This window comes from Pradoshia sp. Z5_111 (assembly GCF_058267535.1).
In genome coordinates this window covers 748,122-772,003 of record NZ_JBZCPQ010000001.1, presented here as the reverse complement: position 1 = coordinate 772,003, position 23,882 = coordinate 748,122, and the positions used below count along the sequence as shown (strand labels likewise).

Here is a 23,882-nt window from a genome sequence, read left to right as displayed (position 1 = left end):
AATGATGAAAAAGCGAGAAGAATTCATTCAGAGTGAAGGGATTTACTTTCCGGGAAAAACATATGCAGAAGAGCTTTTGATGCCTGTGTTTAACGACCAGCGTGATTATCTGTTTGAGGTGATGTTTGATATCCACCGCGCTCATGTCATCATGCTGGCCGAGCAGAAAATCATTGAGGAGTCAGAAGCGAAGACGATGCTTGAGGGCATCAACAAGGTTGGAGAGACAGATTGGACTCAGCTTTCATACCTTCCTGAATTTGAGGATTTGTTCTTCATGATGGAAGCAAAGATCGGCGAGGAAATCGGCAGCGAGCTTGCTGGAAAGATTCATATCGGCCGGAGCCGAAATGATATGGGGATCGCGATGTATCGCCTTGTTCTGCGCCGTCATTTGCTTAGACTGATTGGCAATATGAATCGCCTGTCAGAAGCGCTGCTTGAACAGGCAGCTGATAACAAGGAGACGTATATGACAGGCTATACGCATACACAGCCGGCACAGCCGACGACGCTCGGTCATTATCTGCTTGCAATCTATGATGTCCTTCAGCGTGACATCAAGCGGATGCAGGCAGCTTACCGGACAGTGAACCAATCTGCGCTTGGGGCCGCCGCCCTGACAACTACGGGATTTCCTGTCAACCGGGAGCGGATGCGTAATCTGCTTGGCTTTGACGGGATTATTGAAAACTCCTATGATTCGATTGGCGGTGCAGATTACTTACTTGAGACAGGAACGGCCTTGATGACATGCATGGTAAACACCGGACGTTGGATCCAGGACTTCCTTCAGCATGTGACGCGGGAATTCGGCACCTTCCGTGTGGCGGATCCATATGTCCAGTGTAGCAGCATTATGCCGCAAAAACGAAATCCGGTTTCGATTGAACATTCGCGCTCTATTGCAAGCAGTGCGTATGGCGATGCGCTTGCGGCTGTCGGGATGGTGCATAATACACCGTTTGGCGACATCGTTGATACCGAGGATGATCTTCAACCCCATCTATACCGGTCTTTCAACAATGCCAGCCGTGTGATGCGGCTGATGTACGCAGTCATTGCCACGCTTGAGGTCGATAAGGAGCACGCCCGGAAGATGGCGAATAAATCAAGCATCACAATTACGGAGCTGGCGGATACGCTCGCGCGTGACTACGGGATCTCGTTCAGGAAAGCTCACTCAATCTCGAGCAGAATTTCAAAGGAAACCGCAAGTCTCAGGAAAGAGCTATATGACTGGGATATTGCCGAAATCAACAGCATGATTGCTGAAACAGTAGATGTTAACTTGACCAAGGAGGAATGGCAGAAAATCATTTCTCCAGAGTATTTTGTTGAAATCCGGAGCATCCAGGGTGGGCCAAGCCCGAAGGAAGTCGCGCGGATGATTGCCGAACGGGAAAAGACATTGGCCACACAGGACAAGGAGTATCTCGCTATTGTGGAGGAGCTTGAGCAAAAGCGGAAAGAACTACTTGAATTCCGGTTTTAAAAGAGGAAGGAGAAAAGTCATCCGGATTTTTCTCCTTTTTTATGGATAGATAGATTTTAAGAGGGTAAAAAGAATCGTATAAATAGTGATGATGCGGAGGGTGATAGGAATGAAATTGATCTGTGTAAAAGATACCGGCGAGATGAGCCAGCGTGCCTGTGACATGCTGGCTGAAGAGATTGACAGGCTAGAAGCACCAGTGCTTGGGCTTGCAACAGGCTCAACGCCTGAAGGTCTGTATCGCTGCATGGCCGGGGAATTCAAAAATGGGAATCTTAGCCTAAGAAAGGCGACAAGCTTCAATCTGGATGAGTATGTGGGCATCGGCTCAGATGATCCGAACAGCTACCGTTACTATATGGAGGAGAAGCTGTTCCGCCATGTTGACATCATGCGAGACCGGACGAATGTTCCGAATGGGATTGCCGCCATCCTGGAGGAAGAATGCTTCGCCTATGAAAAGAGGATTAAGGAAGCGGGAGGCATTGATCTCCAGGTGCTTGGGCTTGGACAGAATGGCCATATTGGTTTCAATGAACCTGGCACCTCATTTTTGAGCCGGACGCATATCGTAGACCTCGCTCTATCTACGCGCAAGGCAAACGCCAGGTTTTTCACCAGTTTTGAAGATGTGCCAAAGCAAGCAATCACTATGGGAATCAGCACCATAATGGAAAGCAGAATGATCCTTCTGCTCGTTTCGGGGAAAGAGAAGGATCCCGCAGTAAAACGGCTGTTTGAAGGCAAAATATCTGAGAACTTCCCCGCTTCGGTTTTAAAGGAGCATCCGAATGTCATTGTCATCGCCGATGAAGACGCACTTGGAGGATTTAACCCTGATTTAGTAGAATAAAAGAAAATAAGCCGGGCGAGGACGCTCTCCCAACGTCTCTTTTGGAGGGGAATGACATGGTTGGAGTAAAAACGGTAAATCTTGACGGTGAGAAAGTCCATATTTTCAATAGTGCGATTTATATATTGGAAACTTCATCCGGATTTTCATTAGAGCTCGACATCATCGTGAGCGAGGTAGCTCTAAAGAAATATAGCAGTCGCGAGAGCATTATCGCTGAAATTGAGCTGAGCGATAGCAGAGTAATCAGCTCATTCATGTATATAAAATCCATTCCTGGTCGTCTCCCACAGTTGAACTTGAATTGCTCGATTGATGGTCCCAATGAGTACCAGGGTCTTTACTCTATCAATGAGAACGAGACCAATTTTCCTAATATTGAGAAGGGTATTTCCCTTGCCGACATAAGGAAAGTCGAGATGCCTGATGAAAAGATCACCCTTAAGCTCACGCTGCCAATTGACCAGGTCGAATGGCTTCGCGGAAAAACATCAAAAGAGCTCAAACAGATATTCAAAGCAATTATCTATGACCATATGAATTAAATATACCAATATATTTTAAAGAAAATAAAGGGAGTCGGATGAAAGAACTGTTTCTTTAGCTTGATTGGTACAGACTCAGCGAAGAATGAGAGTTACTTCTTCATTACCAATTGGAAATCAGGAATAGAATTATAAAGCTTTATATAGCGTATAAGCAAGGGCTCTAACACCATATGAGGAACCTGTACTCCTGTGTATGATAGTGTATTCATGGAAGTTTAATCTTTTGGATATAGGAAGAAAAATAAATTAATATTACCATATATTACTTGTTGAAATATAGATAAATACAGATTAGAATAAAAAAGCAGTTAACGAGATAGTTTGAAATTAATTAAAAGCTCGAGGATCACAGGTACGAGTCCTTCATGGCTCACCATCTATAAACATGCGGGTGTGGCGGAATTGGCAGACGCACCAGACTTAGGATCTGGCGCCTTACGGCGTGGGGGTTCGACTCCCTTCACCCGCACTTATATGCGGAAGTAGTTCAGTGGTAGAACACCACCTTGCCAAGGTGGGGGTCGCGGGTTCGAATCCCGTCTTCCGCTCCAATGCCAAGTTATATGCCGGGGTGGCGGAATTGGCAGACGCACAGGACTTAAAATCCTGCGGTAGGTGACTACCGTGCCGGTTCGAGACCGGCCCTCGGCACTAGTTTTTTGCAAGAATGCGCCCGTAGCTCAATTGGATAGAGCGTTTGACTACGGATCAAAAGGTTAGGGGTTCGACTCCTCTCGGGCGCGCCATTCCTTTCAGGGAAGTAGCTGAGCTTGGTAGACTACTTGGTTTGGGACCAAGGAGCCAGGTTCGAATCCTAAAAAATATGGGGCCTTAGCTCAGCTGGGAGAGCGCCTGCTTTGCACGCAGGAGGTCAGCGGTTCGATCCCGCTAGGCTCCACCATTACTTAACTTAAACCCAATAGGATTTTGATTTTGACGATGTAGCACAGGTGGTTAGAGCAGACGGCTCGTGACTTTCCGGCCGCAAGTTCGAGTCTTACAAGGTCCACAACCTATATGGAGGAATACCCAAGTCTGGCTGAAGGGACCGGTCTTGAAAACCGGGAGGCGGGTTAAACCGCGCGGGGGTTCGAATCCCTCTTCCTCCGCCATATATACCTTAAATACCTTGTAGTATATGGAAACAAATTATTATTGTCGCGGGGTGGAGCAGTCTGGTAGCTCGTCGGGCTCATAACCCGAAGGTCGCAGGTTCAAATCCTGTCCCCGCAATAAATGGTCCGGTAGTTCAGTTGGTTAGAATGCCTGCCTGTCACGCAGGAGGTCGCGGGTTCGAGTCCCGTCCGGACCGCCATTTACATAATGAAGTCGGCTCAGTAGCTCAGTCGGTAGAGCAAAGGACTGAAAATCCTTGTGTCGGCGGTTCGATTCCGTCCTGAGCCACCATTATAAATTAATATTTAATAAGTAATTATTTCCTAAATATTATGCCGGTGTAGCTCAATTGGTAGAGCAACTGACTTGTAATCAGTAGGTTGGGGGTTCAAGTCCTCTTGCCGGCACTCAAAATAATCGGAGGGGTAGCGAAGTGGCTAAACGCGGCGGACTGTAAATCCGCTCCTTCGGGTTCGGCAGTTCGAATCTGCCCCCCTCCACCATTCATTATAGGGGCATAGTTTAAAGGTAGAACAGAGGTCTCCAAAACCTCCAGTGTGGGTTCAATTCCTACTGCCCCTGCCAATAGTTATGGCGATTGTTACGAAGTGGTTAACGGATCGGATTGTGGTTCCGACATTCGTGGGTTCGAATTTCATCAACCGTCCCATAGATGCGGGTGTAGTTTAGTGGTAAAACCTCAGCCTTCCAAGCTGATGATGAGGGTTCGATTCCCTTCACCCGCTCCAAAAAATCATATTGGCCTTTAGCTTAGCTGGTTAGAGCACACGCCTCATAAGTTTCAGTATAGTTAGAGTCGCCCACATTATTATTCCGCAGTAGCTCAGTGGTAGAGCACTCGGCTGTTAACCGAGCGGTCGTAGGTTCGAATCCTACCTGCGGAGCCATTTGGCCCCTTGGTCAAGCGGTTAAGACACCGCCCTTTCACGGCGGTAACACGGGTTCGAATCCCGTAGGGGTCATAAAACCATGTACAATAGGTACATGGTTTTTTTCTATTTGCGACAATCTTCTTATAGCTGTTGACCCTCAATTTTTATCTTTAGTGGGACCTATGGATGCTTCTCTGATTCTAATGTAAGTTTAGGGATTACTTTTGAGTAAAGGTAATAAGGTAGAAGAGGAGGATGCTATTCTGAAATGCACAGAAAAAACCGTAGGCGATGCTGATAGTACACCTCTCGGTTCCGATGAATACATAGGGATTGGATTACCTACTCTTATGATAACGAGAAACATTCTTCTACCAATCCCTGATAAAGGTAATTATAGAAGGAGATTCACACGTAAAAGTCAGATTCGATAAGGACTCAAATCAATCCGGTGAACATTTTGGACTTCACTGAATTAACGGAGGCAACTAAATCCGTTGGAAACACTGGCTTGTACAGTATTTATCGGATGTATAAAAATTCAGGTATAATGATTTTTTTCTGAAAAAAAGAGAGAAGGATCAACCCCTTGAGACACTTGTGGTTAAGCCTTCTTAAAAAGTATGGACCCCCACCCTGTCAATTTACTATTCCTAATCTTATACACAATATATGCATAAATATAGTCCGAACAGTCCATTAATACAGGGTGGCAACGACAATTTATACAAGCTGAATCGATTAATTCCATTGTTTCTAGAAGTTCTGTGCAATTTTTGTGCATTCTGTATAAGAATGACTATGGTGGGTGAAAGGTAGGGTACAATTCTTATGGTTAATGCAATTAATAAATATAACTTCTCTATAGCGATTGATTATAGATTAGCGTTGACTACTCTCCTAATGGAATGCCAGTGAATAATTGGTTATGTAAATAAAGTAAGCCTAAGGACTGGTAGATAGTCATCTTGCTTTATTAAATGGATATGTTAAAGTACTGGGAAATTCGAAAAAATCGTAAAAACCAGCTTTGAGTATTCAAAATTAAAGCTGATTTTTACAATTAAAAAATAAGTGATTAAATAGAATGACGATGTTTTAGCCAATAAATCTAACCTATTAGATGGGTTAATGCATTCCCTCACTAAGATCACGTTATACTAAAGTAATGTAGTAATATGAACCTCTTTCCCCCTCTATTTCTTTCGTTCTTTATGTAGCAAATATCTTTCCCCAAAGTTAAATAATCGTAAATGTACTTTACTGTTTCCTCAATGAATTTATCTGAACCTCACTCGCGATATTTAGTTCAAAAAAATCCAAATCATGTTATAACAATCCAAAATTCCCTTTAATTCCTTTCCCTGCTGTAGTAAAAATTTGTTAATATTATGTTATATTATGGGATTTAATTCAAATGATTATAAATTTTATGAACTACAAATAAAATTTTCAGAGGGGGACTTTATCTTGTTAGATTTAGATTTTTCTAAAATAAGAAGTTTTGATGGAAGCCAAGACAATGGATTTGAAGAACTTATCTGTCAACTTGCACATTTAAAAAAGCCTGAAAACGCTAATTATTTTGTGAGAAAAGAGGGGGCTGGAGGGGATGCTGGTGTTGAATGTTATTGGAAGCTCCACGACGGTACAGAACATGTATGGCAAGCGAAATATTTTACAGATAGGATGGAAGATGAACAATGGAATCAGATTTCTAAGTCTGTTGCTACAGCTATAGACAAGCATCCACAATTAACAAAATATTATGTTTGTCTGCCTAGAGATTGGACAGACAGTAGAAAGGTGACTTCCTCTGGGAAACCTGTCCGTTCAGCCTGGGTGAAATGGGAAGAACACGTAAAGAAATGGGAATTGTTGGCTGGTTCAAAAGGGATGAAAGTTGATTTTATATACTGGTGCAAGCATGATATTAGTCTCATGCTTCAAACCGATGATTCTCACTTCGCGGGCAGAGCTTTATATTGGTTTAATGAACCTATTGTTCATCCACAGATACTTAAAAATATAGCTTTAAGGTCGAGAGAAGCTTTAGGGGAGAGATTTACACCAGAGAATCATTTAGATTTACCTATAGCTGATCAGTTTGATGGTTTGAGCCTAAGTCCAGAGTGGAAAAAGCGTCAAAGGGATAAAAGAACCTTAATTATGAATCAAATAAAAAAACTTGATACAGAGTTTTTTACAAAGATTAATCTTCAAAAAGATAAGAATTGTTGGGCAGATTTATATAAGGAACTTAAAAATTTAAATAATGCGTTCAATGTGTTAATAGACCACCAGACTTCTATTACTCACTTTAAAAGACTTCAAGATATATATTGCACCATAGAAATATTAATAGAAACATGTCGTTCTACTATCTTTGATATGTTGGATAAAGAAACAGATGAGGAAATAATAAAGAAATGGAGGGGATTTGAGAATAAATTCCATCGGATAGAGGGGGAATTATCTGAATTGAAATCATTCTTATTTGGAAAAGCTGTACAAGCTACGATGAGTAAAGCTGCGTTGCTTTTAGGGGAAGCTGGTATTGGAAAATCGCATTTGCTGTGTGATATCGCACTTAAACGATTAGATTCTTCCTTGCCAACACTCTTTTTACTTGGTCAAAGATATTCTGGAGGCAATCCACTCAATTTTATACTAGAACAATTAGATATTCGAGGAGGATCTTATACCCAGGTTCTAGGAGCGCTAGATGCAGCTGGTGAGGCAAAGAAAACTAGAACACTAATTATTATAGATGCAATTAATGAAGGGCATTACAAGGATGAATGGATAGATCATATTTCTTCGTTCCTTATGGAAATTTCTAATTATCCTCACCTATCCATAATATTGAGTTGTCGTAGTACATATGTAGATTACATTCTCCCTGAATTACCAGAAGAAAAGCTTACCCGTGTATATCATACTGGATTTAGGGGCTTTGAACATAGGGCAGCTATGAAATATTTAGCTAATCAAGGTATCTCAAAGCCAAGTGTTCCAATTATTTCACCAGAATTTAGTAATCCGTTATTTTTAAAAACATGTTGTAAAGCACTAAAATTAAATGGATATACATCTTTTCCAAAAGGATTATATGGACAAAGTAATCTGTTTAATTTTTATATAGAGAGTGTTGAAAAAATTATAAATAGGAAAAAGAAATATATTCCTGGTCAAAGAGTAGTACAAAATGCCTTGAGCGAATTCGTTCAATTACTTTATCCTGATAACTTGTTTGGTATTAATATTTCAGAAGTATTTAAGAAAATAAATGAATATGATACCAATCCCCACCTCGGAGATAATTTAATAACACTGTTAATTGATGAAGGAATATTATCATTAGATATTATTCCGGAACAAAATAACAAACGTGGAATAGAAGTGGTGCGATTTACTTATGAAAGATTTAGTGATCATTTTATTGCACAATATATCATTAACCAAATAGACAAAGAAGATATCATAATTCATTTTATGGAAGATGGATTAATTGGAAAGTTGATAAAAAATGGTCGTGGCAAGTCAGGTATAATCGAAGCACTCGGAATTGGCTTCCCCGAGAAACTTAATAGAGAATTTATTGATTTTGTGCCAGAGGATTCAATAAATTATGATTGGTTATTTTCCAGCTCATTTATAGATGTTATACAATGGAGAGCAAAAGAATCTTTTACAGAAAGGTCTATTGAACTTCTAAACATGATTCACGGTTATGTATATCATTCTGTAGCAATCGATAAAGTATTATTTTTATCTACAGAACCAGAACACCCATGGAATGCAGATTTTTTGGATGGAAACCTTACACGTATGACTTTAGCTGAGCGGGATAATTTTTGGTCAACCCATATTGCTATTAATGATCAGGAAGAGGATGAGGATCAAGCTGAGTCAATAGTAAGAACAATAATAGACTGGTCTCTTTTGGCAAATCTACATGAGGTAGAGACTGAAAGATTAAGACTAACGGCAATAACATTATTATGGATGACAACTACATCAAATCGAAAAGTTCGTGATCAATCTACAAAATCATTAGCAAGGATACTATCATTTTCACCAGAATTAATACCAAACCTTATAAAAAAGTATCACAATATTAATGATCCCTATATGGTGGAGAGGCTATACGCTGCTGTTTATGGTGCAGTTTGTAATATTAATAGTGAAGAGATAATAAAAGAACTTGCACGGGTTGTATTCGAAAATGTATTTGAAAATGGAGAACCATATCCACATATATTAATGCGAGATTATGCAAGGGGGGTATTGGAACTTGCGTGTAATAAAGGGATTCTTCCAAGCACGATAAATCCAGAAGTATTTAGACCTCCTTATAAAAGTGTATGGCCAATAAGTAATCCATCGAAAGAGGATATAAATAAATTAATTGGAGATAAATTTTCATCAGCAATAAAAAATTCAGTTAATGGTTTTATGGGTGATTTTGGAAAGTATACAATGAGTTGTGTTCATAATTGGTCTCCTACGCCATTAATTGGAGCAAAACCTGAAAGTTCATACGATATACATCTGAAATTTGCCGAAATATTACCTAATGAACTGAAAAGTAGGTACATCACATTCGTTAATAGAAAAATAAGTGAAACTAGAAATGAATATTTTAATTTTGATGAATTATTAAAATCTATGAATCCTTGGGAAGATTTAAAGGAAGATGAAAGTCAAGTAGAAAAAGTAGATGAATGGGATACTCTGGTAGAAGATATAAACACTAATTTAGACGATGACCAAAAAGAATATTTTAGATGGGTTAGTGGTCTAGGTATCAATGATAGATTAGCAAAGTTTAGTCGAAAATGGGCTCAGAGATGGGTATGCAAAAGAGCATATGAATTAGGATGGGATCCATCTTTATTCTCAGATTTTGAAAGAATGTATGCCAGATACCATGATAGATCGCCTGCGGGGATTGAAAGAATAGGAAAGAAGTATCAATGGATTGCTTTTCATGAACTTTTATCATTGATGTCAGATAATTTGTACTGGATTAACCGTGGCTATAGTGATGTTGATGATTCTATGTTTTGGGGACCTTGGCAAATTCATTTACGAGATTTGGATCCAACTCTTTGGCTACGTGAAACAGGAGATTCAGGATGGAATGAATTTGGGGATAATTGGTGGCAACCTTTTGCGTTTCCATTTGTTGATGAAAATTTAGAACATCAGAAATCTTGGCTGTGGGATAAGACAATTATTCCTCCGATTAAGGATTTATTAGAGGTGACAAATCCATTTGATAAGGAAAAATGGATGGTTTTAAGAGGTTTTTCTAAATGGAGTAAGAAACCTGAAAAAAACGAAAATATAATACCTAGTCAGGATGGTTGGTATAGGATTAATGCTTGTATTGTGCACAAAAATGACGTAGATACTCTTAAAGAGGAGCTAAAAGGAAAAGATTTATGTGACCCAAATATTTTAAGTCCAAGTTCAACAGGACATCAGGGGTACTTAAGGGAATACCCATGGCATCCATGTTATAAAGATATGAATGATTGGATTGACCCAAAATCTGATTCTAATGGGTATGGATTAATAAATGTAAAATATCTTGTCCCTACTATTTCGTATGAATGGGAGTCTGTCAGCATTGATAAATCATTAAATAAATCAATATCAATATATTTACCAAATAAACATCTAATAAGCGAATTGAGTCTTAGTTTAAATCAAAATGAGTATGGAGAATGGTTTGATACAAAAGAAAATATAGCTTTTTTAGATCCGAGTACTAAGGAAATAGGACCTTCTTACGCACTAATAAAATCTGAATTATTGAAAGATTGGTTAGATGCAAAAAACCTTCAATTGATATGGCTAGTTGGGGGCGAAAAACAACTTTTTACAAGTATGGCTAGCAAATTTTTTGGTAGGCTTGTGTATAGTGCTATTTATACTCTTACTGATACAGGAATAAAAGGCGATATATGGTTTATAGAGGAGCAAGGTGAAAATGATGATTAATTTTTGGCTATTTACTAGATAGTAAAAAACTTCGTAATAATGTTTTTGCTCTAAACATCTTTTATTAAATAAGGATAACCGTTATTAAAGTCAAACAAGAAAAAATTTCATGTAATTATTGAATACAATGATACTTTCCAGTTCGATAATGTACTAAATATGACTCTCTATAGCAAAGAGTATTTCTTATATTTTCAAGTGTAATATTTTAATACACTTTAATAGAAAAGTTATTATGCAAATAATGCTTTATCTATGGTATACTAGTTCGATTTACCGATCAAAAAAGTATAATCATATTGATTTAAAGAGAGACAGGGATTTTTTAATTGATATAATGAATTCTAACTTAAGTATCAGAACAGTACATGCTTTCGTTCATTAGCTTGAGTAAGAATCTAAATCAGTAGTAGATTACAAAGATATTATACTTTCAATGAGTCATTATTTATTAAAAAAAGGAGCGGTAAAGTGGAAGGAGTTTGGGGAATAGAAGATGAAATTTCTAAGTTAATAATTGGATTAATGACGAAACTTCTGGTTCACCAATTTCTGAAATAAGAGATATTGCGGAAGAATGTCTTGACATTAGGGATATGATGTTTGAAAAGCAAATTGGGCCAATTAGATTACTAAGCTAAAAGCTGATGGAAAGATGAAAATATTTCTGATTTCAATATTAGAAATATCCCAGCTAGGAATACATTAGATATTCCTCTAGTAATACGTTGAGTAATACAAAGGTAATAAATCCAATACTATAAATAATGTAATCGCAACAAGTGTCGTGAAAAGTAATTGATGCTCTTAAACTCCACGGTGTTGAGTGTATGTGGTAACACCCGTAGAGTTTATCTCGCAACACATTTTAAAAGAAGGCAACTATCTTTTGATATTGTTGCCTATTCTTGTTCTTTGAAATGTAATGAATCCGAAGATTGCTATCAATGCTACAGGTAACTTTATTCACTAGAGAGTTCAAGACTAGCAGAAAAAATTAGGACACATATAATTGTGTATATCGCGTTAGTCTACATTAGAATTACTAAAGAAATATCTAGGTGGTTCGAGAAAAGTAAAATAGAAAATCTATCAAGAAAACCATTTGAAAATAGTTAGTTAACTAGAAAACTCTCCTTATTTAGACGAGTTTTCTAGTGTCTGCTAATCTTTTAAAGATTGTTAAGTTGTTTATCAAAGAAAATACCCTAAGAACACATCTACCTCAAATTAGGCATTATATACTTTAAAGTAATAAATTTCTCCAAATCCTTTAAATAAAAAATTATATTATTAAAATATCTTCTTTTGGCATATAAAGCTGATGAGATTTGATGGTCTTTAGTTTGTTGATTAAATATATATTCGGCTAATAGAGTTGGTAGGGCAAATGAAAAGGTAACATGCTGTAAAGTATATTCATCAATAGAAATAGTCCAGTAATGTTTACTTTCATCATAATTCCAAGTTATATATACATCGAATGTTGTTTTTTTCGTTCTATGTAATAAAGTTTTAAGATTTTCACTAGTACATGGCTTTAGTAGAATGGTAAAAGGTGAATTTGTAGAAGCTAAATATAAATCGCCAAAATATCGTATATATTCAAAATAATTTTGGAGCGCTCTTCGTAATTCTTGATTTTGTTCATTCCTTCTATCGGTATTTAATCCAAAGAATTCGTTACGTATAATTTGCCTTATATCATTTAATGAATAATCTTGAAATTCTTTATAAATGATTTGTGAAGTTTCACTAATGACATTTCGTAAACCTTCGTATTCATCACCGCTTAAGTCTATTAAATGAATTTTGTGTGCGATAGCTAATTTAATAGCGTTTTTTGAAAACCCACTTGTAGAAAAGATAGCATATTGATAGTTATAACGTTGTGTTAATAAGTCCTGTCCATTTAAGTCTATAGTTTGATAATTAGAATTTAGGTCTTGAAGAATTCCAATACCAGATCGAATAATATCAATTCCTGTTGTAGTATTCTTAAATTTTGCTTCTAAAAATAAACGGACTGGATATGTAAATGGTAAAGAAAATGGAAATTGTCCCAAAACATCTGCTTGGTGTATTCCCCCTCGACCTTTAATATTTAGACCGTTTCCACGTAAAATAAATTCGGGATTCAAATGTGGTTTGTTTAAGACATTATTAGTAATCAAATTATACCCACTGTTTTCAACTAATTTTGCTAAAGCTTCTTCTAATAAATATCCACGTAGCATAGATTTCGAAATACGCATAATATAATTGTTACTCCCTTTTATAAAATACTATAATTGAAATTAAATTAGATTTTAGTTTTCCTAAAAAATGACATATGTTTTCTGGCTATGGAGTGTGAGAGCTCTCTATTACAGAAAGTATCTAATATTGAAGTCAAGAATACTGGATTTCTGTGTTAGTGTAAATCAAACCACCACTCTAAAATATGGTAATATTATACTATGTAGATAATGGTATATTGCAAATTATACCATATTATAATATTAGAAAATCTCATTAATCTCTGGAATTCTCTATATTAATTGATAGAAAGGATCTCTCATTTTTAATATCGTACAAGGTTACATAACGTCTATTCTATACATTAAATTTTCTTTATAGGATAGTAGTTATATTTAGGTGGAGGTGGTTTTAATGGAAAGTAGTTCGATGAAATTGGAATATAATATCAATGGGATAGGTAAAATTACTCCTGTTATATATAAGTTTCCCAAAGCTCTATACCAAAATAAAAGTCTTAATCTTGATAGAAAATTAAGAGATACAAACCAATTAGGTGCAATAAGATATATTCATAATGGAGCACATTATACAAGATATGAATATGTTTTATTACAATATATGCTAATTAATTTTGTTCAGAAAAACAGTGAGATAGGTTTAGGGTCAAGATTTAATTTTAAATCTTGGGGTATTGATAAAGAATTTAAATATACAGAGAAAATATCAGGTGCAGAAGTTTTAGAACTTATTGTTTTATATGCTAATATGGGGCATTTTAAAGACACATTTTCGAGCAACAAAGTATGGTTCCATTACCTTTTAGAAGATCATTACGAAGTAAGGAAAGCATTAAAAAAGGGGTTAAGTAGTGAAGGGAAAAAGTTATTAGATAAACTAATAGATAATTTGGATTACCAAAAAATACAATGGTTAAATGCATTATATATGTTAAGTAGAACGAGTGAGTTACAAGATTATAGAGTTATAAGTGAAAAGATTGTAAAAAAAATTTTGTGCAATGAAAATGATAAATGGTTAGATCTTTACAATAAAATAAGGAAAGTTTCATATATAGTTCTTGACAGTCATTTTTCATATATTCCAATTGAGATTAGTTTACAAAATGTTTTATTTAATCATAGTTTGTTTATAGATGAAATATTAAAAAATAATTCAAATTTATTTGGCACTCTAGAGCGTATTAACGAATTACTTGAAGATACTTTATATCTAGAGAATAATGCGTTGTTGGTAGGAACATATAGAAGTTTGGATATTTATAAAAAGTTAAATGATTTTCTAAATAATAATAAGGATTTAAAAGATGTAGCTAAAATAAACAAATTAATATTAGATATGGAAGAGTCACCATTATATGAAGAAACAAATATTATTGAGAATGATATACCTTGGAATAAAGAAAAAAATTTAAGCTTAACATTTAGAATAAAAGAGAGAAAAGGTTTCCCGGCAGATGTTTTTAAAAGGGAAATGGAAGTACTAAAAAAGTTAGGTCCAGATTGCTATGTAGGTTTTAGTTATTCACCAAGTTTTGAAAAATACAGGACGGTTTATTCAATAGGTAAAAGATTGAGTGGTAAAAAATTACTAAATAAATGCCTTAGTATAATTTCTCAAGGGGTAGATGATTATATAAAGTATCAACACTTATCTTTAAAAGAGGTTAATAATGGACCCTTAATAGATGTAGTTATTAAAAAAATAATTACATATTTATTTAGGAACATATTAAAGGATGATTATTTCTGTGAGTATAATTATTCAAATAAATTATGTCCATTTATCTTGGAAATAGGAAGCAAAAAGGCGTTAAATAAATTAAATTTATATATAGAAGAGTTTAAAAAAATCTTTCCTGAGGATAAAGATGGATTACACGAATTATGTGCTCTAAGGTATAGAATAAATAATATTAAATATAGAGGATTAACAATAGTTTATGCAGGATCATTAAGATTTATAGATAGTAATAAGAAATCTGTCTGTGAATTAGATGGGTTAATTTTAACTCCAAATAATAAAAAGAGTTATTTAGAGGTAATTGAAGCTAAAAATCTCAGTACTAAAAGTCAAAGGAAATCTGTAGCAATGAAACAATTAAATGAAAAATTTTTACCATTAGTTACTGATATTATAGATAAAGATATAAAAGTTAAAGAAATTGATAACTTTGGAGCTTATGTAAGGTTGATGAGAAATAGCTTTTAGCTATTAATTTTCATATATTATGTTAAATTAATTATTTTATTATAACTACTCTCCACATTAAGTAAAGGTCAGGTTGTTGTGAAAAAAATTATCTTTCACTATATTCCCTTAAAATGTGGATATTATTTAAATAATGAAAAAATAAAAGGATTGGGAATGAAAAATAAATTTTAGTCAACTAAACTTATTTAAAGATTTCAATTGAATGGAGTATCTTGGACTAATTATGAGTATAAATTCTAATTATTATAAAAGTTTAAAAGGTTATCAGAATAGAGTAGTAGCTTCAAGTGGAACTTACTTTTGTAGTAAATATACAGTTTTGCGAGGTGCTTTAACTGTTGGCTTGGCTCCTAAAGGATTTTTAAGTGTTCCTAAAGAAGTCGCTGAATGGAAAATAGCTACTGTTAATGCATTCATCGATTTTTCTACTTCTCCACTAACTATAAAAAATATTAATCATCTGGAAACTAGTGAAAAAGTTAATATTGCATATTTCCTAGGAATGGTATTTTCCCAAATATATATGCAATCTCACTATGGAGTCAGGCATTTAGAACATCTAAAAAATCCAGGAATAACAGTTTCTAAAAGTATGGAAACAAAAATGAATCCTGATTTATGGGGAATTAGTACAAACATAACTACAAGCAAAAAAACACCCACACCAAAAAGTTTTTTAGTGGAGGCTAAAGGTTCAACTACAAGGAGTATTTATTTTAATGATAAAAATGTTGAAAAAGCTATAAAACAACTTAAGGTAGTAACTCAAATTGACTATAAAAGTTCTGTAGGTGCTACCCCGCAAATATTTAATAGTTCATTGTCAAATTTAGAAAAACTAGTTGTTGCCACTCACCCAAATGATAATGGGGAAATTACTCAACATATTGTGGATCCAACTAATGGTCAAGACAAAGTAGTGGAAGTTAACGGAGATGAAACTGTATATAAACATTACCTTGGAATAATGAATCTAATTGCAAATGAAAAAATTGAGACTTCTGTTATATCAGGTATTAAGTTTAAAGGTGTGAAACTTAATAGCCTTGGTTTTTTTGTAGGAATAAGTGAAAATGTTTTTGATATTTATGATTCATATAAAGATAAGGAAGTAACAAGTAAATCACTTGAGGGATTAAATTATAAAATTAATAAAGAACTAGATAACTTAAATCTGAGAAATAATATTGAAAGTGATAAAATGTCAATCGGAATTGATGGTATAGTAATCTTTAAAGCAGATTATTCCTAATTACCTTTAATGTGTAATGATGTTTATTTTTAAAATTATTTGGTAAAGGAGAATCTCCGAGATGTTAGATAGAAAAGTGTATATTATTAGAAATCGGAATATCGAGTTAATCAAACCGTTATATTTTTAAGTGTTTGTACATACTATTACCATCCCTACCTCCATCCACAAAAATGGAGGTCTTTTTATTGTCAGTTAAAAAAGTAGGTAAGATATGGTCGTTTATGATTGATGCTGGTGTGGATTCACGTACCGGCAAGAGGAAACAGATTTATCGCAGTGGTTTTAAAACCAAACGTGAAGCGTTGGAAGAGATGGCGAAGCTTCAGTTGCAGATTAGTACAGGAGAATATACGGAACCGGAGAAGACTCTTTTTAATGAATATATCGAATCCTGGCTGCATAAGACGTACAAGCATGAAGTCCAGTTGCTAACCTATGAGAAAGCTGAACAAATCGTCCAGTATCATTTAGTTCCACATTTTAAATCAACGCCGTTATCCAAGATAACACCCTATGATATTGATCAGTTCTATGCTGCCAAGCTTCAGGAAGGATTAGCGAACGCAACCGTAAGGAAGATGCATAATCTTCTCTCCAAGGCTTTGCAGAAAGGGGTAAAATGGGGATTGATTAAGAGCATCATGCTCGTGATGCAACGCCCCCGACAGTTCATAAACAGGGTAAGCAAACTTGGACGGTTGAGGAAGCTAAAATATTTCTTGAAATTTGTGAGCGGGAAGGTGAATTCATTCCCTTCTTGTTGGCCATCTTCACAGGAATGAGACGCGGAGAGTTATTAGCGCTTCGCTGGAATAACATCGATTTGGATAAAGGTGTGATTCACGTAATCGAATCGTTGGTTAGGACGAAAGAGAAGGGCTTATATGTGAAGACAATGAAATCGGCTCAAATCTGTACGAGAGGTTTTTCTTTCTCCTGATGTGTGAGATGCATTAGTAGAATTTAAAAAGGTTCAAGTGCCGAATAAAATGGGAATTGTCATTGCTTCTTCTGTCGGAACGTATATGGAGCCGCGAAACCTTTTGCGAAAATATCGGTGGTTAATCAAGCAAGCGAGGGTTCCTTATATGGCATTCCATAATCTCAGGCATACTCATGCAACGATTCTTATGAGGATGGGAGAGAAATCCGAAAGTGGTTAGTGAGCGGCTTGGACTTGCCAGAGTCGGCATAACACTCGATATCTATTCTCATACAAACGAGGAAATGTAGAAGTGGACAGCGAATCGGTTCGGTGAACATTTTGGATTTAACGGAAATGATGGAGACAGCTGAAACCATTGGAAATAGTGGAGTTGTGCAGTGTCGTGTACAGCTTCTGTGCAGTATTTGTCCAATGTATTAAAATACAGGCGTAATTGGATTTTTACTGAAAAATAGAAAAAAGGCTCAACCCTTTGATACACTTGGGATTAAGCTTTCTAAAAAAGTAAGGTTCCCCACCCTGTCAATGTACTAGTCTGAATTCTTAATTTCATCAAAGTAAGCTCATTTCTATTTTTCATTTAGACCGCAAACAATAAGGGATTATTCATTCAAGCATTCTTCGGAATGCTTTTTTATATTACTTTTTCTTTATTATTGCAGGAAATATAGTTCTTGCTTGTCGAATTAATTATTTGGGAGAGAGTTGAATATTTTAGCGCGAAGAGATTTTAAGAAATTGATATTCCGCGTGAAGTGATATAAGTTAAATTGATTCCTCCTAACATTTGATAAAAATGTACTGCTGCAAGCCAGTGAATATGTTTCGCCTAATTAATTCGGAATATTTTGATTTTTTTAGTAAAGGGGGATACAGTAATGAACGTACCATTAATACTTACGCAATTTTTAGATAGGGCCGTAAGCTTGTATGGGGACAAGCAGGCCATCATATGTGAAGACAGGGTATTTACATATCATGAACTAAATGAAAGAGTTAATCGATTATCCCATGGGTTAAAAAAATTAGGGGTTCAAAAAGGGGATCGTATTGCCTATTTAGCGCCAAACTCCGTTGAAATGCTGGAGGGCTTTTATGGGATTTTCCAATTGGGCGGTGTGATGGTACCACTAAATAGTCGATTAAAGCCAGATGATTATCAATTTATTTTAAACCACAGTGAATCGAAAATTTTATTCGTTGATCAAGACCTTTACCATTTGATTTTGCCAATTAAAGATAAGCTAAAAACGATTGAAAAAATTATAGTTCATTATAAAGATTCAGAGACAGAAGAGTTAGGATATGATGTTTGGTTGGAAGAGCAAAGTAACGAGGCATTTGAGAGATTTCCGTTAGAAGAAGATGATGTATCCAGCCTTCTTTATACAAGTGGAACAACCGGAAATCCAAAGGGAGTCATGCTGACTCATCGAAATAACTATATTCATGCTTTAAGTACTATGCATCATCTTCGCATAACGGATGAAGATGTGTTACTTCATGTCTTACCGATGTTCCATGTAAATGGTTGGGGTTCTCCGTTTTATTATACGGCTAACGGTGCTACTCAGGTCTGCTCTCGAAAAACGACACCTGAGATGATTTTTTCTGCCCTGGAAAAACATAAAGTAAACATTATGCATATGGCACCAACCGTGTTAAATGCACTCCTGCAATATTATGACCAGAATAGTTCTAATATTGAACAAACAGTTCGAGTTGTCATTGCCGGTTCGGCACCACCGCCAGCCTTTGTTAGACGAGTGGAAAAAGAGCTAGGCTGGGATTTCATACAAGTATATGGAATGACTGAATCTTCTCCTTTAAGCTTGATTTCAGTTGTTCGCTCAGAATTAAAGGAGTTATCTACTGAGGAACAATACCGTATTAAATCGAAGGCTGGGATATCGATGGTTGGCTGTGATGTTAAAGTTGTGACTGAACATGGCGAAGAAGTCGAGCATAACGGTAAAGAGATTGGGGAAGTCATTACAAGAAGTAATGGAGTCATGTTAGGATACTGGAAGAATGAAGAGGCAACGATGGAGGCGATTAAAAACGGATGGCTTCATACGGGAGATATGGCTACTGTAGATGAATATGGACATATTGATATTGTCGATAGGAAGAAAGATGTTATTATAAGCGGAGGAGAAAATATCTCTTCCATCGAGGTTGAGGGCGTGTTATATGACCACCCCGATGTATTAGAAGCAGCGGTAATCGCTGTTCCTCATGAAAAGTGGGGAGAAACTCCGCATGCCTTTATTGTTCAAAGAGAGGGAAGAAACGTTTCTGAAGAGGAATTAATTGCATTTACAAGAGAGAGGTTAGCTCATTTTAAAGCGATAACAGGAGCAACCTTTGTAAGCGAACTGCCAAAGACAGCTTCTGGGAAAATACAAAAGGTAGTCCTTCGTAATGATTACTGGGAGGAAGCCGGAAAAGGCGGGAAATTCGTCAATTAATAAAATATCAACTGAAGATTATTTTGGTAGGATATGTAGTAGGTTAGAATAGCAAAAAAATATAATCAATATATTAAAGACTCGCAATCTGACTAGCGAGTCTTTAAATATTTTAGAAATGAGTTTGCTCTTTCTTAGAATCTATTTAAGGGTGCAACATATTTCGATTTAATTAATTTAAGAACTACACTCCATATAGTTTTCGCATTCATTTTAACCAGCCAATTTAAACCTAAATATTTGAATAAATAAAATAATTTGACAATTTTGCGAAGTTTAAGTTAGAATCAAAATCATAATAAATGAACATAGAGAGGGGTGAAGAAAACGGAATTAAAGGATCGCATTCTGGATACATCTGTTAAGCTATTTGAAAAGCATGGCTTTCATGGTGTTTCAGTAAATGATATTGTTCAGGCCAGTGATACTTCAAAGGGTGGTTTTTATCACCATTTTCAATCAAAGGATGAATTGCTTTTCTCTATACACGACACATTTATCTCCTATGTCTTACGTAAAGCCAAAGAGGCTATCCACCATTATCAAACTCCACCAGAGAAACTTCAGCAGATTATTTACTCGTTTACGAAAGTATTTGATCTCTACCAATCTCACATATCAGTCTTTTATCAGGAAAGTAAATATTTAAAACCGGAACTGGATTCAACTATTAAACTGAAGCGGGATGAGTTCAGGCTATTAATATACGAAGTCATTAAAGAAGGTCAGGATTCCGGAGATTTTCGAAAAGAGATTCCTTTTGAAATCAGTGGTCTTGCCATATTGGGAATTGTGAACTGGACCTCAAAATGGTACCAACGAAACGGGCCGATGCCGATGGATCAGATTTCTGTGTATTTTACTGACTTTATTATGCATGCTCTATTAACTGAAGAGGCAAAAAGGAAATACGCACATTTTTTTACCACATAATTAAAGCGCTTACATATCTATAACAGACCAACCAGTCGGTCTTTCACAAAAGAGTAGGAGGATGAAAATGAATTTTGAATTGAGCACGGAGCAAAAGATGGTCCGCAATATGGCAAGAGAATTTGCGGAAAAGGAAATTAAGCCAATTGCGATTGAATTAGACCGGGAATCAAGATTCCCTGAAGAAGTATTTAAGAAAATGGGTGAATTGGGTCTGCTCGGAATTCCTTTTCCAGAAGAATACGGAGGCTCCGGTGGAGATACGATCTCTTATGCGCTTGCTGTAGAGGAAATTGGAAAAGCATGTGGAGGTACCGGCTTGAGCTATGCAGCTGCTGTATCACTTGGATCGAGTCCGATTTATTATTTTGGAACCGAGGAGCAAAAGCAACAGTACTTAACTCCATTGGCAAGTGGTAAGGCCTTAGCATCATTTGGATTAACGGAGCCTAATGCCGGATCAGATGCCGGAGGGACGAGAACAAAGGCCGTGCTAGAAGGTGATGAGTACGTAATTACAGGAGAAAAGTGCTGGATTACAAATGCAGGATTTGCAGAAACGCTTACGGTCACTGCGGTATCTGGTAAGACCAATGCCGGAAAAAATATTATTTCCGCCTTTCTTGTACCAACCAATACGCCAGGGCTAAAAATTACTAGCAATTACGACAAAATGGGTGTTCGAGCTTCGAATACATCAGAAATTATCCTCGATCAAGTACGAGTTCCAAAGGAAAACCTCCTTGGAGATCCTGAGGGAGGATTTAAACAATTCTTATATACACTGGACGGCGGAAGAATTTCAATCGCAGCTTTGGCTGTTGGGATTGCACAGGCGGCTTTTGAAAAAGCTCTTGCTTACAGTAAGGAACGAATCCAGTTTGGACAGTCCATCTCTAAGTTTCAGGCTATACAATTTAAGCTGGCTGACATGGCAATGGAAATTGAGCTGGCGAGAAATATGGTATTAAAGGCTGCCTGGCTTAAAGATCAAAAAAAGAATTTCACAAAGGAATCTGCCTATGCCAAGCTATTTGCTTCTGAAATGGGATTCCGTACATGCAATCAGGCGATTCAAATTCATGGTGGATATGGATATATGCGTGAATACGAAGTGGAACGTTACTTGCGTGATATGAAATTATTGGAGATTGGCGAGGGTACCTCAGAAATTCAGCGACTTGTTATATCCCGCCAACTAGGTTGCTAGCCTTATATTTTTATAAGTGATAAGGAGGAACGAGATGGCGGATTTGGTTCAGAAAACAGTGGGTGCTCTTTTGGATGAAATAGCTCAAGAGAATGCGGAGCGAGAAGCAGTTGTTTATGCAGATCGGGGTCTTCGGTATACGTATAAACAGTTTAATGATGTTTGCAAGGAGGCAGCCCGAGCGTTTATGTCGCTTGGAATGGAAAAGGGAGATCATCTTGCCATATGGGCGACTAATACTCCTGAATGGCTGATTACCCAATATGCGACAGGGAAAATGGGAGCGGTGCTCGTTACGGTAAATACGAGTTACAGAGCCAAAGAGCTAGAATACCTTCTGCAGCAGTCTGATTCAAAAACACTGATTTTAATGGAAAATGTGAAGGATCATTCCTATATTGAAACACTCTATGAAGTCATACCGGAACTAAGAGATGCACCTCCTGGAGAGCTGGTCTCAGAGAAACTGCCTTATTTAAAAAATGTTATCGTGCTTGGTGAGAATCGATATCCTGGTACGTACAGCTGGGATGATGTGATGAAAATGGCTTCCCACACATCAGAGCAGGAATTGACTGAAAGGCTGGATTCCTTACACGACGGCGATGTCATCAATATGCAGTATACGTCTGGAACAACTGGATTTCCAAAGGGAGTCATGCTGACTCACCGCAATATCGTCAATAATGCGATCAATATTGCTGAAGGAATGAAGCTGACAAATGAAGATCGAATGTGTATTCCAGTTCCTTTTTTTCATTGTTTTGGGTGTGTATTAGGAACATTAACAGCCGTTACTGTTGGTGCAGCCATGATTCCATTGCAGGAGTTTAATCCGCGCAGTGTTTTACAGGTTGTTGAAGAAGAAAAATGTACCGCCATCCACGGTGTTCCAACGATGTTCATTGCTGAAATGAATCTGGAGGACTTTGAAGAATACGATTTATCCACTCTGCGTACAGGGATAATGGCTGGTTCCACTTGTCCTATTGAAGTCATGAAGGGTGTGGTGGAAAAGATGGGGGCCAATGAAATAACGATTGTATTTGGACAGACCGAATCCTCTCCGGGCATCACTCAAACGAGGACGGACGATCCGCTGGAATTACGAGTCAGCTCCATTGGCAGATCGATGCCTAATATTGAGGTGAAAATCGTCGAACCTGGCACTGAGAATGAAGTGCCTCGGGGGCAGCATGGTGAGTTAATCACACGCGGTTACCATGTCATGAAGGGGTATTACAAAAATCCGGAAGCGACTGCAGCTGCGATTTCCGAGGATGGCTGGCTTCATACAGGTGATTTGGCTGTCATGGATGAAAATGGGTATTGTGCCATTACTGGCAGGCTCAAGGACATGATTATTCGCGGCGGCGAAAATATATATCCGAGAGAAATAGAAGAGTTTTTGTACCAGCATCCTGCCGTGCTTGATGTCCAGGTCATTGGTGTACCGGATGCCAAATATGGTGAAGAAGTAATGGCATGGGTTATTCCAAAAGACAGCACATCCATAACAGCCGAGGATATCCGAACTTATTGCCAGGGGAAAATTTCAAGGCACAAAATTCCGCGCTATATCGAATTTATCGACGAATATCCGATGACAGCTTCTGGAAAAATCCAAAAATATAAGCTTCGTGAACAATCCATGCAGATTTTGGGAACGTGAGGAGG

15 protein-coding genes and 15 tRNA genes are annotated in these 23,882 nt (G+C 36.8%); 29 read left to right on the top strand and 1 reads right to left on the bottom strand.

The features are described 5' to 3' along the window. The first annotated feature begins 4 nt into the window (after positions 1-4). The 20 genes from argH (at position 5) to AC4D4A_RS03710 (ending at position 10,917) form a co-directional block, all read left to right on the top strand. Complete coding sequence (argH, locus tag AC4D4A_RS03805) at positions 5-1,495, top strand: argininosuccinate lyase (RefSeq protein ID WP_490994643.1); 1,491 nt, start codon at positions 5-7, stop codon at positions 1,493-1,495. A 109-nt stretch (positions 1,496-1,604) separates the two neighbouring features. Beyond that, positions 1,605-2,348, top strand: coding sequence for a glucosamine-6-phosphate deaminase (nagB, locus tag AC4D4A_RS03800; RefSeq protein WP_490994642.1), 744 nt, complete (start codon positions 1,605-1,607; stop codon positions 2,346-2,348). A 56-nt stretch (positions 2,349-2,404) separates the two neighbouring features. Beyond that, a complete protein-coding gene (locus AC4D4A_RS03795) occupies positions 2,405-2,893 on the top strand; it encodes a hypothetical protein (RefSeq protein WP_490994641.1) in 489 nt (162 codons plus the stop codon). 390 nt (positions 2,894-3,283) lie between these two features. Next, positions 3,284-3,365 (top strand) — tRNA-Leu (locus AC4D4A_RS03790). Positions 3,366-3,372: 7 nt separating this feature from the next. Further along, a tRNA-Gly gene (locus AC4D4A_RS03785) sits at positions 3,373-3,447 on the top strand. A 14-nt stretch (positions 3,448-3,461) separates the two neighbouring features. Next, positions 3,462-3,547, top strand: a tRNA-Leu gene (locus tag AC4D4A_RS03780). Positions 3,548-3,565: 18 nt separating this feature from the next. Next, positions 3,566-3,642: transfer RNA gene (locus tag AC4D4A_RS03775), tRNA-Arg, on the top strand. A 79-nt stretch (positions 3,643-3,721) separates the two neighbouring features. Then, positions 3,722-3,797: transfer RNA gene (locus AC4D4A_RS03770), tRNA-Ala, on the top strand. A gap of 118 nt (positions 3,798-3,915) precedes the next feature. Beyond that, a tRNA-Ser gene (locus AC4D4A_RS03765) sits at positions 3,916-4,008 on the top strand. A 47-nt stretch (positions 4,009-4,055) separates the two neighbouring features. Next, positions 4,056-4,129, top strand: a tRNA-Met gene (locus AC4D4A_RS03760). A gap of 5 nt (positions 4,130-4,134) precedes the next feature. After that, positions 4,135-4,211: transfer RNA gene (locus AC4D4A_RS03755), tRNA-Asp, on the top strand. 16 nt (positions 4,212-4,227) lie between these two features. After that, positions 4,228-4,303, top strand: a tRNA-Phe gene (locus AC4D4A_RS03750). 43 nt (positions 4,304-4,346) lie between these two features. Then, positions 4,347-4,419 (top strand) — tRNA-Thr (locus AC4D4A_RS03745). 12 nt (positions 4,420-4,431) lie between these two features. After that, positions 4,432-4,515 (top strand) — tRNA-Tyr (locus tag AC4D4A_RS03740). Positions 4,516-4,523: 8 nt separating this feature from the next. Then, positions 4,524-4,597 (top strand) — tRNA-Trp (locus AC4D4A_RS03735). 90 nt (positions 4,598-4,687) lie between these two features. Continuing rightward, positions 4,688-4,761 (top strand) — tRNA-Gly (locus AC4D4A_RS03730). A gap of 84 nt (positions 4,762-4,845) precedes the next feature. Beyond that, a tRNA-Asn gene (locus AC4D4A_RS03725) sits at positions 4,846-4,920 on the top strand. A gap of 3 nt (positions 4,921-4,923) precedes the next feature. Continuing rightward, positions 4,924-4,995, top strand: a tRNA-Glu gene (locus AC4D4A_RS03720). A gap of 134 nt (positions 4,996-5,129) precedes the next feature. Further along, entirely contained in the window at positions 5,130-5,339 is a 210-nt protein-coding gene (locus tag AC4D4A_RS03715) for a hypothetical protein (protein ID WP_490994640.1), read from the top strand. A 1,036-nt stretch (positions 5,340-6,375) separates the two neighbouring features. Next, the gene (locus AC4D4A_RS03710; protein WP_490994639.1) at positions 6,376-10,917 is read left to right on the top strand and encodes an NACHT domain-containing protein; all 4,542 of its coding nucleotides are present in this window, start codon (positions 6,376-6,378) and stop codon (positions 10,915-10,917) included. A gap of 1,220 nt (positions 10,918-12,137) precedes the next feature. Here AC4D4A_RS03710 and AC4D4A_RS03705 read toward each other — a convergent pair. Then, positions 12,138-13,172, bottom strand: a complete 1,035-nt coding sequence (locus AC4D4A_RS03705; RefSeq protein WP_490994638.1) for a hypothetical protein — start codon at positions 13,170-13,172, stop codon at positions 12,138-12,140. A 397-nt stretch (positions 13,173-13,569) separates the two neighbouring features. Between AC4D4A_RS03705 and AC4D4A_RS03700 the strand changes: the two genes are divergently transcribed. The 9 genes from AC4D4A_RS03700 to AC4D4A_RS03660 all read left to right on the top strand — a co-directional run bounded on the left by AC4D4A_RS03700 (position 13,570) and on the right by AC4D4A_RS03660 (position 23,877). After that, positions 13,570-15,387, top strand: coding sequence for a hypothetical protein (locus AC4D4A_RS03700; RefSeq protein WP_490994637.1), 1,818 nt, complete (start codon positions 13,570-13,572; stop codon positions 15,385-15,387). Positions 15,388-15,592: 205 nt separating this feature from the next. Then, a complete protein-coding gene (locus AC4D4A_RS03695; protein ID WP_490994636.1) occupies positions 15,593-16,642 on the top strand; it encodes a hypothetical protein in 1,050 nt (349 codons plus the stop codon). 188 nt (positions 16,643-16,830) lie between these two features. After that, positions 16,831-17,427 carry an Arm DNA-binding domain-containing protein gene (locus AC4D4A_RS03690; RefSeq protein WP_490994635.1) on the top strand — a complete coding sequence of 199 codons (597 nt, stop codon included), beginning with the start codon at positions 16,831-16,833 and terminating at the stop codon, positions 17,425-17,427. After that, entirely contained in the window at positions 17,424-17,585 is a 162-nt protein-coding gene (locus AC4D4A_RS03685) for a hypothetical protein (RefSeq protein ID WP_490994765.1), read from the top strand. Before AC4D4A_RS03690 ends, AC4D4A_RS03685 begins: the two co-directional genes overlap by 4 nt. 37 nt (positions 17,586-17,622) lie before the next feature. Continuing rightward, entirely contained in the window at positions 17,623-17,808 is a 186-nt protein-coding gene (locus AC4D4A_RS03680; RefSeq protein WP_490994634.1) for a hypothetical protein, read from the top strand. A 661-nt stretch (positions 17,809-18,469) separates the two neighbouring features. Continuing rightward, positions 18,470-20,062, top strand: coding sequence for a long-chain-fatty-acid--CoA ligase (locus AC4D4A_RS03675; protein WP_490994633.1), 1,593 nt, complete (start codon positions 18,470-18,472; stop codon positions 20,060-20,062). A gap of 318 nt (positions 20,063-20,380) precedes the next feature. Further along, on the top strand, positions 20,381-20,995 hold the full coding sequence (locus AC4D4A_RS03670) for a TetR/AcrR family transcriptional regulator (protein ID WP_490994632.1): 615 nt from the start codon (positions 20,381-20,383) through the stop codon (positions 20,993-20,995). A gap of 67 nt (positions 20,996-21,062) precedes the next feature. Beyond that, complete coding sequence (locus AC4D4A_RS03665) at positions 21,063-22,205, top strand: acyl-CoA dehydrogenase family protein (protein ID WP_490994631.1); 1,143 nt, start codon at positions 21,063-21,065, stop codon at positions 22,203-22,205. 43 nt (positions 22,206-22,248) lie between these two features. Beyond that, positions 22,249-23,877, top strand: coding sequence for an AMP-binding protein (locus AC4D4A_RS03660; protein ID WP_490994764.1), 1,629 nt, complete (start codon positions 22,249-22,251; stop codon positions 23,875-23,877). Positions 23,878-23,882 lie beyond the last annotated feature (5 nt).

Coding starts and splice junctions, on each gene's coding strand:
- AC4D4A_RS03705 (WP_490994638.1), bottom strand. CDS start 13,172: ATGCGTATTTCGAAATCTATGCTACGTGGATATTTATTAGAAGAAGCT.
- AC4D4A_RS03685 (WP_490994765.1), top strand. CDS start 17,424: ATGAGACGCGGAGAGTTATTAGCGCTTCGCTGGAATAACATCGATTTG.
- AC4D4A_RS03700 (WP_490994637.1), top strand. CDS start 13,570: ATGGAAAGTAGTTCGATGAAATTGGAATATAATATCAATGGGATAGGT.
- AC4D4A_RS03695 (WP_490994636.1), top strand. CDS start 15,593: ATGGAGTATCTTGGACTAATTATGAGTATAAATTCTAATTATTATAAA.
- AC4D4A_RS03675 (WP_490994633.1), top strand. CDS start 18,470: ATGAACGTACCATTAATACTTACGCAATTTTTAGATAGGGCCGTAAGC.
- argH (WP_490994643.1), top strand. CDS start 5: ATGAAAAAGCGAGAAGAATTCATTCAGAGTGAAGGGATTTACTTTCCG.
- AC4D4A_RS03795 (WP_490994641.1), top strand. CDS start 2,405: ATGGTTGGAGTAAAAACGGTAAATCTTGACGGTGAGAAAGTCCATATT.
- nagB (WP_490994642.1), top strand. CDS start 1,605: ATGAAATTGATCTGTGTAAAAGATACCGGCGAGATGAGCCAGCGTGCC.
- AC4D4A_RS03665 (WP_490994631.1), top strand. CDS start 21,063: ATGAATTTTGAATTGAGCACGGAGCAAAAGATGGTCCGCAATATGGCA.